At 59.6% G+C, this 17,479-nt stretch carries 12 protein-coding genes; 6 read left to right on the top strand and 6 right to left on the bottom strand.

The features are described from left to right. Positions 1–28: 28 nt before the first annotated feature. The 3 genes from AC0ZWN_RS04280 to AC0ZWN_RS04270 form a co-directional block, all read right to left on the bottom strand. The gene (locus AC0ZWN_RS04280) at positions 29–1,273 is read right to left on the bottom strand and encodes a lipoprotein-releasing ABC transporter permease subunit (RefSeq protein WP_093433700.1); all 1,245 of its coding nucleotides are present in this window, start codon (positions 1,271–1,273) and stop codon (positions 29–31) included. Between the two features lie 63 nt (positions 1,274–1,336). Next, positions 1,337–2,035 (bottom strand): lipoprotein-releasing ABC transporter ATP-binding protein LolD, encoded by a 699-nt coding sequence (gene lolD / locus AC0ZWN_RS04275; protein WP_007910506.1) that lies wholly within the window; start codon positions 2,033–2,035, stop codon positions 1,337–1,339. Further along, entirely contained in the window at positions 2,028–3,278 is a 1,251-nt protein-coding gene (locus AC0ZWN_RS04270; protein ID WP_034156426.1) for a lipoprotein-releasing ABC transporter permease subunit, read from the bottom strand. The genes lolD and AC0ZWN_RS04270 overlap by 8 nt, the downstream gene beginning before the upstream one ends. Positions 3,279–3,372: 94 nt before the next feature. On the opposite strand from AC0ZWN_RS04270, the gene AC0ZWN_RS04265 reads away from it, so the two are divergent. Then, positions 3,373–3,954: a PilZ domain-containing protein gene (locus tag AC0ZWN_RS04265; RefSeq protein WP_007910502.1), complete on the top strand. Its 582-nt coding sequence runs from the start codon at positions 3,373–3,375 to the stop codon at positions 3,952–3,954. Positions 3,955–3,968: 14 nt separating this feature from the next. Beyond that, positions 3,969–4,691, top strand: a complete 723-nt coding sequence (locus tag AC0ZWN_RS04260; protein WP_007910500.1) for a glycerophosphodiester phosphodiesterase — start codon at positions 3,969–3,971, stop codon at positions 4,689–4,691. 42 nt (positions 4,692–4,733) lie between these two features. On the opposite strand, the gene sthA is transcribed toward AC0ZWN_RS04260, so the two are convergent. Further along, positions 4,734–6,128 carry a Si-specific NAD(P)(+) transhydrogenase gene (sthA, locus tag AC0ZWN_RS04255; protein WP_064117858.1) on the bottom strand — a complete coding sequence of 465 codons (1,395 nt, stop codon included), beginning with the start codon at positions 6,126–6,128 and terminating at the stop codon, positions 4,734–4,736. Positions 6,129–6,325: 197 nt separating this feature from the next. After that, on the bottom strand, positions 6,326–7,342 hold the full coding sequence (locus AC0ZWN_RS04250) for an FAD:protein FMN transferase (RefSeq protein WP_476334147.1): 1,017 nt from the start codon (positions 7,340–7,342) through the stop codon (positions 6,326–6,328). Positions 7,343–7,432: 90 nt separating this feature from the next. On the opposite strand from AC0ZWN_RS04250, the gene tcuC reads away from it, so the two are divergent. After that, positions 7,433–8,734 carry a tricarballylate/proton symporter TcuC gene (gene tcuC, locus AC0ZWN_RS04245; protein WP_476334146.1) on the top strand — a complete coding sequence of 434 codons (1,302 nt, stop codon included), beginning with the start codon at positions 7,433–7,435 and terminating at the stop codon, positions 8,732–8,734. A gap of 170 nt (positions 8,735–8,904) precedes the next feature. Here the strand turns inward: tcuC and AC0ZWN_RS04240 are convergent, their stop codons facing one another. After that, positions 8,905–10,368, bottom strand: a complete 1,464-nt coding sequence (locus tag AC0ZWN_RS04240) for a glyceraldehyde-3-phosphate dehydrogenase (RefSeq protein WP_093433692.1) — start codon at positions 10,366–10,368, stop codon at positions 8,905–8,907. Between the two features lie 354 nt (positions 10,369–10,722). Between AC0ZWN_RS04240 and mfd the strand changes: the two genes are divergently transcribed. From mfd to AC0ZWN_RS04225, 3 genes are read left to right on the top strand one after another with little or no spacing between them, the layout of a single operon-like run. After that, a complete protein-coding gene (mfd, locus tag AC0ZWN_RS04235; protein ID WP_476334144.1) occupies positions 10,723–14,172 on the top strand; it encodes a transcription-repair coupling factor in 3,450 nt (1,149 codons plus the stop codon). Between the two features lie 10 nt (positions 14,173–14,182). Next, entirely contained in the window at positions 14,183–14,749 is a 567-nt protein-coding gene (locus tag AC0ZWN_RS04230; RefSeq protein ID WP_093433687.1) for a CsiV family protein, read from the top strand. Between the two features lie 11 nt (positions 14,750–14,760). Then, positions 14,761–17,451 (top strand): SNF2-related protein, encoded by a 2,691-nt coding sequence (locus tag AC0ZWN_RS04225; RefSeq protein ID WP_476334142.1) that lies wholly within the window; start codon positions 14,761–14,763, stop codon positions 17,449–17,451. The last annotated feature ends 28 nt before the right edge of the window (positions 17,452–17,479 follow it).

Raw genomic sequence — 17,479 nt, 5'->3', positions numbered from 1 at the left:
CAGAGCGTGGGAACGAGCATGGAGTCGCTTACGAATATCTCAGGGCGTGAGCCGGCTCGATCTTCGCCGCCCGCCAGGCCGGATACACCGTAGCCAGGAAGCTCAGAATAAAGCCCGCCGAGCAGATCAACAGCACATCCCCACCCTGCAATTCCGACGGCAAATTGCTGACGAAATACACATCAGAACTGAAGATGTGCTGCCCGCTGACTCGCTCGATCCAGCCCACGATCTGACTGACATTCAGCGCGGCGATCACGCCCAGCACACCGCCAATAATGGTGCCGACAATGCCGATCACCGTGCCCTGCACCATGAAGATCGCCATGATCTGGCGGGGCGTGGCGCCGATGGTACGCAGGATCGCGATGTCCGCGCCTTTGTCGTTCACCACCATGATCAGCGTTGCGATGATGTTGAACGCCGCCACCGCGACGATCATCAGCAACAGTAGGCCGATCATGGTTTTTTCCATTTTCATCGCGCTGAACAGGCTGCCCTGGGTGTGAGTCCAGTCATCAGCCTTGAACTCGGCGCCCAACCCGGCGGCGATGTCCGAGGAGACTTTCGGCGCGGCGTACAGGTCTTTCACCGCCAGACGCACGCTCTGCACCTGATTCGGCTGCCAATGCTGCATGGTCGCGGCGTCAGCCACATGGATCAGGCCCATCGAGCCGTCCAGTTCGGCGCCAACCTTGAACACGCCAACAACGTTCAAACGCTGCATGCGCGGGGTGATGCCACCCGGCGCAGTGCTGACTTCCGGGACGATCAGGGTGATCTTGTCGCCAACATTGAGACGGAAACGGCGGGCGGTGATTTCGCCAATCACCACGCCGAACTCGCCGGGCTTCAAGGCATCCAGACGCCCCTGGACGATGTGCTGGGCAACAATCGACACCTTGCCTTCCTGCGCAGGATCGACGCCGCTGATCTGGATCGGCTGCATCAAGCCCTTGTAGGAGAGCATGCCTTCCATCTCAGTGAACGGCACGGCGGCAGTCACTTCAGGATTTTTCATCGCGGCGGCGGCCACCGGCTGCCAGTCATCGATCGGCTTGACGCCAACGATGGTCGCGTGGGGCACCATGCCGAGGATGCGCGAGCTCATTTCGCGCTGGAAGCCATTCATCACCGACAACACCACGATCATCGCCAGCACGCCGAGGGCGAGGCCGATCATCGAGGTCATCGAAATGAACGAAACAAAGCGATTGCGGCGCTTGGCGCGGGTATAGCGCGTGCCGATAAAGATCGATAACGGTCTGAACATTCGCTGGGGCACCGTATAAAAATAAAAGACCCAACGCCTTTACAGACGTCGGGTTTCAGCCAGTCAGATAGGCGTGAGGCAACCTTCTTGCAGGTGCAGTACGCGATCCATCTGGCGGGCCAGGTTCATGTCGTGAGTCACCACCAGGAACGCCGTGCGCATGGAGGTGCTGAGTTCCAGCATCAAATCCTGAATGCCTTGGGCGGTGTGCGAGTCGAGGTTGCCGGTTGGCTCGTCGAGCATCACCAGGCCCGGCTTGTTCACCAAGGCACGGGCGATGGCCACACGCTGACGTTCACCGCCGGACAGTTCCGCCGGTTTGTGCTCCAGGCGATGACCGAGGCCGACGCGTTCCAGCAACGCCGTGGCGCGCTGACGGGCTTCCGGGATCGGCGTCTTGCCGATCAGCAGCGGCATGCAGACGTTTTCCAGTGCGGTGAATTCCGGCAGCAAGTGGTGGAACTGGTAAACGAAACCGAGCGCACGGTTACGCAGCAGGCCACGCTTCTTCTCGCTCAGCGCCGACAACTCTTCACCGTCGAGCCAGACGCTGCCCTTGGTCGGCGTATCGAGGCCGCCAAGCAGGTTGAGCAAGGTACTTTTGCCCGAACCCGAGGTGCCGACGATCGCGACGCGCTCGCCCGGGTGTAACTCCAGTTGCAGGCCGGCCAGTACTTCTACCGATTCCGGGCCTTCCTCGTAAGATTTGCCCAGGTTGCGGCAGCTCAGGATTGCTTGTTCACTCATGCCCGACTCACTCATAACGTAGCGCCTCCGCCGGCTGGGTGCGCGCGGCACGCCAGGCTGGATACAGGGTGGCGAGGAAACTCAGGACCAACGCAGCGGCGCAGACCATGACCACATCCTGGCTCTGCACCTGCGACGGAAGATAATCAATGAAATACACGTCAGCATTAAGGAATTTGTGGCCGATCAGGCCTTCCAGTGCCGAGATCGCGGCGCTGACATTAAGCGCGGCGAAAATACCCACCACCGCGCCAATCGCCGTGCCGACCACACCGATCACCGTGCCCTGCACCATGAACGTGCGCATGATCGTGCCCGGCGTCGCGCCCAACGTACGCAGAATGGCGATGTCGCCCTTCTTGTCGTTGACCACCATCACCAGCGTGGAAATGATGTTGAACGCAGCCACGGCAACGATCAGCAACAACAGCAGGCCGATCATGGCTTTTTCCATGCGGATCGCCTGATACAGATTGCCGTGGGTGCGGGTCCAGTCACGGGCGTAGTAATGGTCTTCGCCAAGCTGCTGGGCGATGTTCCATGCCACACGCGGCGCCTGGAACAGGTCGTCGAACTTCAGGCGGATGCCCTGCACCTGATCCGGTTTCCAGCGGTGCATCTTCGCCAGATCCTGCAGGTTGGTCACGCCCAGATAGCCATCGAGCTCGCCGGCGCCGACATGGAAAATGCCGACAACGGTGAAACGCTTCATGCGCGGGAACATCCCGGCCGGGGTCACGCTGACCTCCGGCGCGACAAAGGTGACCTTGTCACCGATGCCGACGCCGAGCTTGGTCGCAGCCTTGTCGCCGATGACGATGCCGAAACTGCCCGGCGTCAGATCGTCGAGTTTGCCCTGTTTCATGAAGTTGTCGATGATCGACACATTGCGCTCGAGCGCAGGGTCGATGGCGTTGAGCAACACCTTGGACACCTGACCGTTATTGGTCAGCAGGCCCTGCATCTGCGTAAACGGCGCTACCGCCGTCACCTGCGGGTTCTGTTTGACCTGGGTGGCCAGGCTTTGCCAATCGTTGATCGGCTCGGTGGATTCAATGGTCGCGTGGGGCACCATGCCCAGCACGCGGGTGCGCATCTCATGATCAAAGCCATTCATCACCGACAACACGACGATCATCACGACCACGCCAAGGGCGAGCCCGATCATCGAAGTCAGGGAAATGAATGACACAAAATGATTGCGACGCTTTGCACGGGTATAACGCGTGCCGATAAATACGAAGAGAGGTCTGAACATGTCGGGGCTTGTTCGGAGGGAAAAGGAACGTCCTTGTGGCGGGGGTCGATAACCAGCTTTACACTCAGACCACCGCCGCTACCATGGGTTCGCCATGTCGACATTAGATGAAGAAGATCGCCGCGAATACTACCGTATCGAGGACACGATCGCACTGGAAATTCGGCCCCTGTCTGCTCCCGAAGCCGCAGGCCAGGAAGTGTTGCAGGATGCTTCCCCACTGTTCAACCTGCTCAGCGAACTGCACCTGAGTGAATTCGAGTCGCAACACCTGTTGCGCCAGATCAGCGAGCGTGACCGGGCCATTGCCGCGTTCCTGAAATCCCAGAACAAACGCATCGACCTGCTCAGCCAGGTGGTCGCCCTGACCGTGCTCGGCCATATCGGCGAGCCGCAACCGGTGATCATCTCCGAAGGCGGGATCGACTTTCAGCACCCGACACCGATTGCCACCGGCGCTCACCTGTCAGTGAAACTGGTGCTGATGCCGCAAGCGCTGGGCCTGTTGCTGCGTGCCCGCGTCACCCATTGCGACCGCAAGGGCGAAGGTTATGACATCGGTACCGAGTTCGAACACCTGACCGATGCCCAGCGCCAGTTGCTCGCCCGCTATATCTTGCAGAAGCAGGCCCAGGAACGACGTCTGGCCCGCGAACAGAACGAATCAGGCATTTAATTTAAGGAAGCACCGTGACCCTCATCTACGGCCACCGCGGCGCCAAGGGCGAAGCACCGGAAAACACCCTGAGCAGCTTTCAGGAATGTCTCAAGCACGGCGTGCGCCGTTGCGAACTCGATCTGCACCTGTCCAAGGACGGCGAGTTGATGGTCATCCACGACCCGACCCTCAAACGCACTACGGAGCGGCGCGGCAAAGTCGTCGAACACACCGCCGCCGAGCTGGTCACTTACGACGCGCGCAAGGGTGGCCCGGGCTGGATCAAGCCGTGCCCGATTCCGACGCTGGAAGAGTTGTTCGAGAAGTGTGATTTCGAGCATTGGCAACTGGAAGTCAAAAGCGCTTCACGTACTCGCGCCGCAACCACGGTGCTGGCGATTCGTGAAATGGCGCAACGGCATGGCCTGCTCGACAAGGTGACGATCACCTCGAGTTCGCGGGAAGTGCTGAAAGCGGCGCTGGATCTGGTGCCGGATGTGTCACGCGGATTGGTGGCCGAATACGCCTGGCTCGACCCATTGAAAGTCGCGGCCAGCTATGGCTGTGAGATTCTCGCGTTGAACTGGACGCTGTGTACGCCGGAACGCCTGCAGAAGGCGCAGCGTCAGGGGCTGCATGTGTCGGTGTGGACCGTCAACGAGCCTGCGCTGATGCGCAGACTCGCCGACTTCGGCGTTGACAGCCTGATTACAGACTTTCCCGGTTTGGCCACTGCCACCCTCGAGAATTGCTGAAATCGGTCTCCCCGGCCGGCTCAGGCCACCGGCCGGAGCCCGTCAAAAAAGCCGGTTGAGGCCATCGTACGCCGCTACCCGATAGGCTTCGGCCATGGTCGGGTAGTTGAACGTGGTGTTGACGAAGTACTTCAGGGTGTTCAGCTCGCCCGGCTGGCTCATGATCGCCTGGCCGATGTGAACGATCTCCGACGCCTGATAACCGAAGCAGTGAACGCCCAGCACTTCCAGGGTTTCACGGTGGAACAGGATCTTCAGCATGCCTTGCGGCTCGCCGGCGATCTGCGCACGCGCCATGCTCTTGAAGAACGCCTTGCCGACTTCGTACGGCACTTTGGCCTGGGTCAGTTCCTGTTCGTTCTTGCCGATCGAGCTGATCTCCGGAATGGTGTAAATGCCGGTCGGCACGTCATTCACAAAGCGCCAGCTACCGTTATCAACGATGCTGCCAGCGGCCGAACGGCCCTGGTCGTGGGCGGCACTGGCCAGGCTCGGCCAGCCGATCACGTCACCGGCACCGTAGATGTTCGGCACGCAGGTGCGGTAAGCCTCGTCGACCTCGATCTGGCCACGGCTATTGACCTTGACGCCGATGTTTTCCAGGCCCAACTGGTCGGTGTTACCGGTCCGGCCGTTGCACCAGAGCAAGGCATCAGCCTTGATCTTCTTGCCGGACTTGAGGTGCAGGATCACGCCGTTGTCGACGCCTTCAACGCGATCGTAATCTTCGTTGTGGCGCACGGTGATGTTGTTGTTGCTGAAGTGATAGCTCAACGCCTGGGAGATTTCCGAGTCGAGGAAGCTCAGCAACTGACCACGGTTATCGACCAGTTCAACCAACACACCCAGACCGCTGAAGATCGACGCGTATTCGCAACCGATCACGCCGGCGCCGTAAACGATCAGTTTGCGCGGGGTGTGGCCGAGGCTGAGGATGGTGTCGCTATCGTAGATACGCGGGTGGTGGAAATCGATATCCGCCGGGCGATACGGGCGCGAACCGGTGGCGATGATGATGTGCTTGGCCACCAGTTTCTCGACCACGCCGTTGGCGCAGACCACTTCGATGGTTTGCTCATCGGCGAAGCTGCCGGTGCCGAAGAACACGTCGACGCGGTTACGGGCGTAGTAGCCGGTGCGTGAAGCGACTTGTTTGGAAATGACTTTCTCGGCGCTTTTCAACACGTCCGGGAAGGAGAACCAGCGTGGTTCGCCGATCGCCCGGAACATCGGGTTAGTGTTGAACTGCATGATCTGCCGCACCGAGTGACGCAGTGCCTTGGACGGGATGGTGCCGAGGTGGGTGCAGTTGCCGCCGACCTGGCGACGGCTGTCGACCATCGCGACCTTGCGCCCTGCTTTGGCGGCGTTCATTGCCGCGCCTTCTCCCGCCGGGCCGGAACCCAGCACCACCACGTCGTAGTTGTAGACAGCCATGCGTACTCCTCAGAACAGGCCGCGGTGCCAGCAGCACCGGCGGCTAAATCACGCCGAACGGCGGCGCGAAGGAACAATTGGGGGTCAATCAAGAACCCGGACACAGTCTATAGAAGCGTCAACGCCGCGCACATTAACCCTTGGTCGCGTCGTAGGCTACTTTTGCCTGCACTACAACGCCAGCTTTCGTATTGTTCTCAGTCAGTTTTCTTGCCACTGAGGCGCTCGAAAGCCGTATTGGTACGAACGACAAAACCTGTATCGGCACGAATCACAAAGAATGCACCAATGTCATGTTTTTCCGCATAGTCCCAGGCCCTTTCCGGGCCAAGAATCAGCAACAGCGTCGATAGTCCATCGGCCATCAGCGCTGAAGGATGAATCACCGTGACGGACGCCAGGTCGTGTAGGACCGGTGCACCGGTGCGCGCATCGAAGGTGTGGGAATAACGCCGGCCGTTCTGCAGGAAATAGTTGCGGTAGTCGCCGGAAGTAGAAACCCCGTAGCCGTCGACATCGATGATGCGCTCGGCGACCTGCTGATCATCACGGGGTTCTTCCAGAGCAATGCGCCAAGGTGAGCCGTCGAGTTTTCTGCCTCTGGCTTTTAACTCACCCGTGGCTTCAGCGAGGTAATCGTGGATGTCCATGGCATCGAGCCGTGCCGCGATGGTGTCGACGGCATAACCGGCGGCGATGCTGTTGAAATCGACTTCGACGGCGGCGTCCTTGCACAACTGCTCGCCTTTGATGCGCAAGTGCTGATAACCGACGCGCGACATCACCTCGGCGAGTGCGGCGGCGCCAGGGACTTTCTCTTCGCGCCCCTGCGGGCCGAACCCCCAGAGATTCATCAGCGGTTCGACAGTCAGGTCGTAGGAGCCTTCGCTTTGCGCTGACAGTTGTTCGCCTGTGCGGACCAGTTCAAGTACCGCTGCAGGCATTTTCTGACAGCTGTTGGCGGGCAAAGCGTTGAAGCGCTCGATGTCCGAATCGTTGCGATAGGTGGATAGCTGCCGATCGACTTCGCCGAGGATCCTCTCCACTTCACCGCGAACTTGCTTCGGCTCGGGCAAGCCGGCGCGGCGCACATACTTGATTGAATACGTGCTGCCCATGGTCGGCCCACCAAAGCTTTCCATGGAGTCGCCATTGCCGCAGCCAGCCAATAAGCCAGCCAGAATCACACGCCCCAGCAACCGTCCAGTGAACAATTATTCATCTCTCCGTAAAACCGCGACGGCCATTATGAATTAAAGGATCTGCAACATCTTTATACAAAATCCAATAGTGAGTACCTGAACATGTCCTCCACCACGGGCAAAGGCAAAGCGATTTTTCGCGTTGTCAGCGGCAACTTCCTCGAAATGTTCGACTTCATGGTCTACGGCTTTTACGCCACAGCCATTGCCAAGACCTTCTTCCCTACCGACAGCGCCTTCGCTTCGCTGATGCTTTCACTGGCAACCTTTGGTGCCGGCTTCCTGATGCGACCGCTCGGGGCGATTTTCCTCGGCGCCTATATCGACCGCCATGGCCGTCGCCAAGGGCTGATCATCACGCTGGCGTTGATGGCTGCCGGTACGGTGCTGATTGCCTGTGTGCCAGGCTACGCGACCCTCGGCGTTGCCGCGCCACTGATCGTGCTGTTCGGTCGCTTGCTGCAAGGCTTTTCCGCTGGCGTAGAACTGGGCGGCGTATCTGTCTATCTGGCAGAGATCGCCACCCCGGGCCGCAAGGGCTTCTTTGTCAGTTGGCAATCCGCCAGTCAGCAAGCGGCAGTGGTTTTCGCCGGCCTGCTCGGGGTCGGCCTCAATCACTGGCTGAGCCCGGAACAAATGGGCGATTGGGGCTGGCGCGTGCCGTTCCTGATCGGCTGCATGATTGTGCCGGTAATCTTCGTCATTCGCCGCTCGCTGGAGGAGACGCCGGAGTTCCAGGCCAGAAAACACCGCCCTACCCTGCGGGAAATCGTCCGTTCGATCGGTCAGAACTTTGGCATCGTCATCGCCGGCATGGCGTTGGTGGTGATGACCACGGTGTCGTTCTACCTGATCACCGCGTACACCCCGACGTTCGGCAAGGCTGAGCTGCACCTGTCGGATTTCGACGCGTTGCTGGTGACGGTATGCATCGGCCTGTCGAACTTCTTCTGGTTGCCGGTGATGGGCTCGGTGTCTGACAAGATCGGCCGTAAACCCTTACTGCTGGCGGCGACGATTCTGGCGATCCTGACCGCCTACCCGGCGCTGTCGTGGCTGGTGGCGAACCCGAGCTTCAGCCATTTGCTGATTGTCGAGTTGTGGCTGTCGTTCCTCTACGGTTCGTACAACGGCGCGATGGTGGTGGCGCTGACCGAGATCATGCCAGTGGAGGTGCGCACGACCGGCTTCTCGCTGACTTACAGCCTGGCAACCGCGACGTTCGGCGGGTTTACCCCGGCGGCGTGTACTTACCTGATTCATGTGCTGGACAACAAGGCTGCGCCGGGGATCTGGCTCAGTGGTGCGGCGGTGTTGGGATTGATTGCAACGCTGGTGTTGTTCCGCGGCAATAAGCATGAACTGCGCACCGCGCAAGCAGCCATACCCGGCGGCACTCGATAGAACGCTTTCGCGAGCAGGCTCGCTCCCACACTGGATCTGTGTCGCTCAGACAATCCCCTGTGGGAGCGAGCCTGCTCGCGAAGAGGCCAGCACTGACAACACAGCTCTAAACGGCACACAAACAAAAACGCCCCGACCTAAGTCGGGGCGTTTTCATTTGCAACGAGTGCTTAGCGCGGGAACGCTGGCGGGTTTACACCGGCCATGTCTTCCATCACGCGAACCACCTGGCAGCTGTAGCCGAACTCGTTGTCGTACCAGACGTACAGAACAACGCGGTTGTCCTGAACGATGGTCGCTTCAGCGTCGACCACACCGGCGTGGCGCGAGCCCACGAAGTCAGTCGAAACCACTTCCTGCGAGTTGACGAAGTCGATTTGCTTGTGCAGATCGGAGTGCAGCGCCATGTAGCGCAGGTACTCGTTCATCTCTTCACGGGTGGCAGCTTTCTCAAGGTTGAGGTTGAGAATGGCCATCGACACGTTTGGCGTCGGAACGCGGATCGCGTTACCGGTCAGCTTGCCGGCCAGCTCAGGCAGGGCCTTGGCAGCAGCGGTGGCAGCACCGGTCTCGGTGATGACCATGTTCAGCGCGGCGCTACGGCCACGGCGATCGCCCTTGTGGAAGTTGTCGATCAGGTTCTGGTCGTTGGTGTACGAGTGAACGGTTTCGACGTGACCGTTGATGATGCCGAACTTGTCATTCACAGCTTTCAGCACCGGCACGATGGCGTTGGTGGTGCAGGAAGCGGCGGACACGATCTTGTCGTCAGCGGTGATTTCGTTGTGGTTGATGCCGTGAACGATGTTCTTCAGCTTGCCTTTGCCAGGCGCGGTGAGAACAACGCGGGCGACACCCGGGCATTGCAGGTGCTGGCCCAGACCATCGGCGTCACGCCATACCCCGGTGTTGTCCACCAGCAGCGCATCTTTGATGCCGTACTGGGTGTAATCCACCTCGGTCGGGTTCTTCGCGTAGATCACCTGGATCAGGTTACCGTTGGCGGTGATGGTGTTGTTTTCTTCGTCGATGGTAATGGTGCCGTTGAACGAACCATGGACCGAATCGCGACGCAGCAGGCTGGCGCGTTTGGTCAGGTCGTTGTCGGCGCCTTTGCGCACAACGATGGCACGCAAACGCAGGCCGTCGCCACCACCGGTTTTTTCGATCAGGATGCGCGCCAGCAGACGGCCGATACGACCGAAGCCGTACAGCACAACGTCAGTGCCTTTACGTGCGGAAGCGTTTTGCTGGCCAACCACGTCAGCCATTTCTTCACGAACGAATTGCTCGGCGCTGCGGCCATTGCCTTCGTTACGGAATTTGAACGCCAACTTGCCCAGGTCTACCGAAGCCGCGCCGAGCTTGAGCTCGCTCATGGCTTTGAGCAGTGGGAATGTTTCGTGGACGGAGAGTTCGCTGTCGTCGGAAGAACGGTGGCGCGCAAAGCGGTGAGCTTTGAGAATCGCGATGACAGACTGGTTGATCAGGCTGCGGCCATAGATCGAGCTCACCACGTTGTTATTGCGGTAGAGCTGACCGATAAGCGGAATCATCGCTTCTGCGAGTGCTTCACGGTCGATCCATTCACCAAGACACTGGTCGGGCTTCTGAGTCACGGTAACCTTCCACATGTAGGGGCAGAAAAAAGGGGCTACATTATGCCGCCGACAACCTCTTGTAGCAATGTGCGCTTGTCGCGAAATCGGTAACAAAATTCCGTTCAAAAAAATTACGCCTCTCTCAAGCCCAGTAAAACCGGGGCTTTCAGCGCAGTCAATTTTTCGACGACTGTTAGACGATGTCTGTAACCCTCCGTAACACCAGCCACTTTCGGCACTACATAACCACAAAAAAACGGCTGGTTTTTATGGTTACCACTACATTTCGTCCAAACAGCGAAGATAGACGTAGTCTGCAACTGACAGGCGGCACCGGACGCCGCTACAATTACCGACTTTGTCGCAAAGCCTGGAGCTCAACCTTCCGTGCCCGTTCTGCGTCTACCGCTACTCCCTGCCGAGGCAGGTAAACAGCATTGGGGCAATCTGCCCGGTGCTGCCCTCAGCCTGGCGATTGCCGAGGCTGCCAGCGCTGCCACGCGCTTCACCCTGCTACTGACCGCCGACAGCCAGAGTGCTGAACGACTGGAACAGGAGCTGAGTTTCTTCGCCCCGGATTTGCCCGTTCTGCATTTCCCTGACTGGGAAACCCTGCCGTACGACCTGTTCTCGCCCCACCAGGACATCATTTCCCAGCGCATCGCCAGCTTATATAGGCTGCCGGAACTGGCGCATGGCGTGCTGGTGGTGCCGATCACCACAGCGTTGCACCGTTTGGCGCCGACGAAATTCCTGCTCGGCAGCAGCCTGGTGCTGGATGTCGGGCAGAAGCTCGATGTTGAACAGATGCGTTCGCGACTCGAAGCCAGTGGCTATCGCTACGTCGATACGGTTTATGAGCACGGCGAGTTCACCGTGCGCGGTGCGTTGATCGACCTGTTTCCGATGGGCAGCAAGTTGCCGTATCGCATCGACCTGTTCGATGACGAAATCGAAACCCTGCGCACCTTCGACCCGGAAAACCAGCGCTCCATCGACAAGGTCGAATCGGTCAAGCTGCTGCCGGCCCGTGAGTTCCCGCTACAGAAAGACGCGGTCACCCGTTTCAAGGCACGCTTTCGCGAGCGTTTCGACGTCGACTTCCGTCGCTGCCCGATCTTTCAGGATCTGAGCAGCGGCATCACTCCGGCCGGTATCGAGTACTACCTGCCGCTGTTCTTCGACGAAACCTCGACCCTGTTCGATTACCTGCCGCAAGACACCCAGGTGTTCTCTCTGCCGGGCATCGAGCAAGCGGCGGAAAACTTCTGGAACGACGTGCGCAATCGTTATGAAGAGCGTCGCGTCGACCCTTCGCGTCCTTTATTGCCGCCGGCAGAGTTGTTCCTGCCGGTGGAAGACTGTTTCGCCCGTTTGAAGAGCTGGCCACGTGTGGTCGCCAGTCAACAAGACGTGGAAACCGGCGTCGGCCGCGAGCGCTTCCCCGCGCAAGCCCTGCCGAATCTGGCAATCGAGGCCAAAGCCACGCAACCGCTGGCGGCACTGTCGGCATTTCTCGATGAATTCCCCGGACGCGTGCTGTTCACCGCCGAATCCGCCGGCCGTCGCGAAGTCCTGCTGGAGTTGCTTGAACGCCTGAAGCTGCGACCGAAAACCGTCGACAGCTGGCCGGACTTCGTCGCGAGCAAGGATCGTCTGGCGATCACCATTGCCCCGCTCGATGAAGGCCTGATGCTCGATGACCCGGCGCTGGCCCTGGTCGCGGAAAGTCCGCTGTTCGGCCAACGCGTGATGCAACGCCGCCGCCGCGAGAAGCGTGCCGACGGCAATAACGATGCGGTGATCAAAAACCTCACCGAGCTGCGCGAAGGCGCGCCGGTGGTGCACATTGATCATGGTGTCGGTCGCTATCTGGGTCTGACGATTCTCGAAATCGACAATCAGCCCGCCGAATTCCTCACCCTCGAATACGCCGAGAACGCCAAGCTTTACGTGCCCGTAGCTAACCTGCATTTGATTGCGCGCTACACCGGCAGCGACGATGCGCTGGCCCCGCTGCACCGCCTCGGCTCGGAAACCTGGCAGAAGGCCAAGCGCAAAGCCGCCGAACAGGTGCGCGATGTTGCCGCTGAACTGCTCGACATCTATGCCCGGCGTGCCGCTCGCGAAGGTTATGCATTCGCCGACCCGAAAGCCGATTACGCGACGTTCAGCGCCGGTTTCCCGTTCGAAGAAACCCCGGACCAGCAATCGACCATTGAAGCCGTGCGCGAAGACATGCTCGCGCCGAAACCAATGGATCGCCTGGTCTGCGGCGATGTCGGTTTCGGCAAGACCGAAGTGGCCATGCGTGCGGCATTCATCGCCGTGCACGGCGGTCGTCAGGTGGCGATTCTGGTGCCGACCACCCTGCTCGCCCAGCAGCATTACAACAGCTTCCGCGACCGCTTCGCCGACTGGCCGGTAACCGTGGAAGTGATGAGCCGCTTCAAGTCGGCCAAGGAAGTGAACGCGGCTATCGCTGATCTGGCCGAAGGCAAAATCGACATCGTCATTGGTACGCACAAGCTGCTGTCCGACGATGTGAAAATCAAAAACCTCGGGCTGGTGATCATCGACGAAGAACACCGTTTCGGTGTGCGTCAGAAAGAACAGCTCAAGGCCCTGCGCAGCGAAGTCGACATTCTTACGCTGACCGCCACACCGATTCCGCGCACGCTGAACATGGCGGTGTCGGGCATGCGCGACTTGTCGATCATCGCCACACCGCCAGCGCGACGCCTGTCGGTGCGCACTTTCGTCATGGAGCAGAACAAGAGCACGGTCAAAGAGGCCCTGCTCCGTGAACTGCTGCGCGGCGGCCAGGTTTACTACCTGCACAACGATGTGAAAACCATCGAGAAGTGCGCCGCCGATCTCGCCGAACTGGTGCCGGAAGCCCGCATCGGCATCGGTCACGGACAGATGCGCGAGCGCGAACTCGAACAGGTGATGAGCGACTTCTATCACAAACGCTTCAACGTGCTGATCGCCTCGACCATCATCGAGACCGGCATCGACGTGCCGAGCGCCAATACCATCATCATCGAGCGCGCCGACAAGTTCGGCCTGGCACAACTGCACCAGTTGCGTGGTCGTGTCGGCCGCAGTCACCACCAGGCTTACGCCTACCTGCTGACGCCGCCGCGCCAGCAAATCACTTCGGACGCGGAAAAGCGTCTGGAAGCGATTGCCAATACTCAGGATCTCGGCGCCGGTTTCGTGCTCGCGACCAACGACCTGGAAATCCGTGGTGCCGGCGAACTGCTCGGCGATGGCCAGAGCGGGCAGATTCAGGCCGTGGGCTTCACGCTGTACATGGAGATGCTCGAACGCGCGGTGAAATCGATCCGCAAGGGCGAGCAACCGAACCTTGATCAACCGCTGGGCGGTGGCCCGGAAGTCAATCTGCGAGTGCCGGCGCTGATTCCGGAAGACTACCTGCCGGACGTTCACGCGCGTCTGATTTTGTACAAACGCATCGCTTCGGCCACCGACGAGGAAGGCCTGAAAGATCTGCAAGTCGAGATGATCGACCGCTTCGGCCTGCTACCGGAACCGACGAAGAATCTGGTGCGCATCACAGCGCTGAAGTTGCAGGCCGAGCAATTGGGCATCAAGAAGGTCGATGGTGGCCCGCAAGGTGGGCGTATTGAGTTCGCCGCGCAAACCCCGGTCGACCCGATGACGCTGATAAAGCTGATCCAGAGCCAGCCAAAACGCTATAAATTCGAAGGCGCGACGATGTTCAAATTCCAGGTACCGATGGAACGTCCGGAAGAGCGCTTTAATACTGTAGAGGCGCTGTTTGAGCGCCTCCTCCCGAAATCTGTTTGAAGGACGCCCAATGCGCCTGTTCCGCTCAGTGACTTTGCTACTTGCTTTGGTAGCCCCTTCGGCTTTCGCCGATGACCTGTATCAGGTCGAAATGATTCTGGTGCGCCAGAACGCCGTGCCGGCAATCGTCAGCCGCGCCGCGCCGGAAGACTGGGCCGCTGGCGCCCAGCGTTTGAGCGACGACAGCAAACGCACACCGGCGTTGAATGACGTCGTCAGCAAACTCACGGCCAGCGGCGACTACAGCGTGCTGATGCACAAAGCCTGGCAGCAAACCCTTGGCGAAGCACCGGCAAAAGTGGCAGTCAGCGACGGTCAGGAGCAGTTCGGTCAATTCCCGATCGAGGGCACGCTGGAAATGAAACTGGGGCGTTTCACCGATGTGAACGCCGATTTCTGGGTCAATCAGATCGACGCCAATGGCCTGGTCACCGCCAGCGAGCGCCTGAAACAGGACAGTCACACCAAGAACGGCCAACTCAACTACCTGGACAACGGCCATCTGGCCTTGCTGATCAAGATCACTTCCCTGACCGCGCCAGCGCCACGGGAAGCGCCTGAAGCGATTCCGGACTGATCGAAGTCCTTATGTCCCCGCCCCTGAGTAAACCGCTGGCACCCTCCTGGGTCAGCCGATTCAAGGAACAGAGCCTGGAGCGTGGCCGCCGCTATGCCCTGGAAAACCGGGTACGCATCGCCCAGGTCGGCGATGCGACCATCACCGCCAGTTGCGAAGGCTCTGGCGGTAACGTTTACCGCCAGACCATCCAGCTGCGCGAATCCGCCAAAAGCACCTTGCTCCTGGTCGATGCAAGCTGCACCTGCCCGGTTCGCAGCAACTGCAAACACTGCGCAGCGGTGCTCCTGAAAGTGCAGGAAACCCTCGATTACCCTGCCGCCGCCAAAGACGCCGAACTCTTGGAAAAGCTGCAAGCCGTGCTGGAAAACCGCAGCCCGAAGGCGCCACCGCAAGTGCTGGTCGACAATGTGCAGCCAATGCCGCGCCTATGGCTGGCCAGCGTCGAGTTCAGCGCCTTCGAACCGCGCAACGGCAAGATGCAGCGCTACATTCAGCATCGCGCGGCGTTGTCGTTCAGCTATCTGGATGAATACGTCAGCGGACAAAAGAACAGCGACATCCTGATTCGCCAGGAAAGCCAGACGCTGCGCGTCAAACGCCATCCGGATGTCGAGCAGTCGTACCGCGAACAGTTGCGCATCCTCGGCTTTCGCATCGCCACCCGCCAGAGCAAAGCCCTGCCGGAGAGCGCTGGCGAGCTGTACGAAATGGTCAATGACAGCGCTTGGCTGACGTTCACCCTCAACGACCTGCCGAAACTGCGCAGCCAAGGCTGGGAACTGCAGATCGACGAGGAATTCGGTTTTGACCTGACCGCCGTTGATGACTGGTACGCCACCGTCGAGCAGGTGCCGGAACGCGATTGGTTTGATCTGGAACTGGGGATCATCGTCAATGGTGAGCGCCTGAGTCTGTTGCCTATCTTGCTCAATCTGATGCGCTCGCACGCGGAAATCCTCAACCCGGAACGCCTGGCGCGCCGCCGCGATGACGAGCTGATTCTGGTGAATATTCCGCAGCGCAACAGCGAGCACGGGCCGTTGCAGGTGGCCTTACCCCTGGGCCGGCTGAAGCCGGTGCTGATGACGCTCGGGGAGTTTTACTTACAAGAGCCGGGCGAAACCACCCTGCGCCTGAGCAAGGCCGATGCCACTCGTCTCAATTCGCTGGAAGGCCTTCCGCTGCTGTGGGAGGGCGGCGAACAGATCCGCACGTTTGCCCAACGTCTGCGTGATATTCGTGATTTCAGCGCAGAAGCACCGGAAGGTTTGAATGCGACGTTGCGCCCTTATCAGCTCGAAGGCTTGAGCTGGATGCAATCGCTGCGGCAACTGGAAGTCGGCGGGATTCTTGCGGATGACATGGGGCTGGGTAAAACCCTACAGACCCTGGCGCATATTCTCAGCGAGAAAAACGCCGGACGTCTCGATCGTCCGTGCATGGTGGTGATGCCGACCAGCCTGATTCCGAACTGGCTCGATGAGGCGGCGCACTTTACCCCGCAACTGAAAGTGGTTGCCCTGTATGGCGCCACTCGCAAAAAGCATTTCGATAACCTGGCCGACTTCGACCTGATCCTCACCACCTACGCCCTGCTGCCGAAAGACGTCGAACGTCTGGCCAAACAGCCGCTGCATGTGCTGGTGCTGGATGAAGCGCAGTACATCAAGAATCCGAACAGCAAAGCCGCTCAAGCCGCGCGCGAGCTGAATGCGCGTCAGCGCTTGTGCCTCAGCGGCACGCCGCTGGAAAACCACTTGGGCGAGCTGTGGTCGCTGTTTCACTTCCTGTTGCCGGGCTGGCTCGGCGACGTAAAAAGCTTCAACGCCGATTACCGTGTACCGATTGAAAAGCGCGGCAGTGAAGTCAGGCTTCAGCACCTCAACGGTCGGATAAAACCGTTCCTGCTGCGCCGCACCAAGGAACAAGTGGCGACCGAGTTGCCGCCGAAAACCGAGATCATCCATTGGGTCGATCTCAACGAAGCGCAGCGCGATGTATATGAAACCATGCGCCTGGCGATGGACAAGAAGGTCCGCGACGAGATCACCCGCAAAGGCGTGGCGCGCAGCCAGATCATCATTCTTGAGGCGCTGCTCAAGTTGCGTCAGGTTTGCTGCGATCTGCGCCTGGTCAATGACGCCACCCTGCCCGCTCGCGGCAGCACGTCAGGCAAGCTCGACAGTTTGATGGAAATGCTCGAGGAGTTGTTCGAGGAAGGCCGGCGGATTCTGCTGTTTTCGCAGTTCACTTCGATGCTGTCGTTGATCGAGGAAGAGCTGAAAAAACGTAACGTGTCCTACGCGCTACTGACCGGCCAGACCCGGGATCGGCGCACGCCGGTGAAGGAATTCCAGAGTGGCAAGCGTCAGATCTTTCTGATCAGCCTGAAGGCCGGCGGCGTCGGTTTGAACCTGACCGAGGCCGACACGGTGATTCATTACGACCCGTGGTGGAACCCGGCCACCGAGAATCAGGCGACGGATCGCGCCTATCGGATCGGCCAGGAGAAACCGGTGTTCGTCTACAAGATGATTGCCCGGGGCACCGTGGAGGAGAAGATTCAGCACCTGCAAAAGGAAAAATCTGACTTGGCAGCGGGCGTGCTGGATGGGCGCAAGGCCGGGGACTGGAAGTTGCAGAGTGATGATATCGAGGCGTTGTTTGCGCCGTTGCCGGATAAGCCCGACAAGCGTTGATATCTGCGTCGCCTGTTAGATAGCTTTC

It is taken from the genome of Pseudomonas sp. 3B-A001-10F (assembly GCF_056313565.1).
The sequence above is the reverse complement of the archived record's forward strand: the minus strand, read 5'-3'. Positions and strand labels throughout refer to the sequence as shown.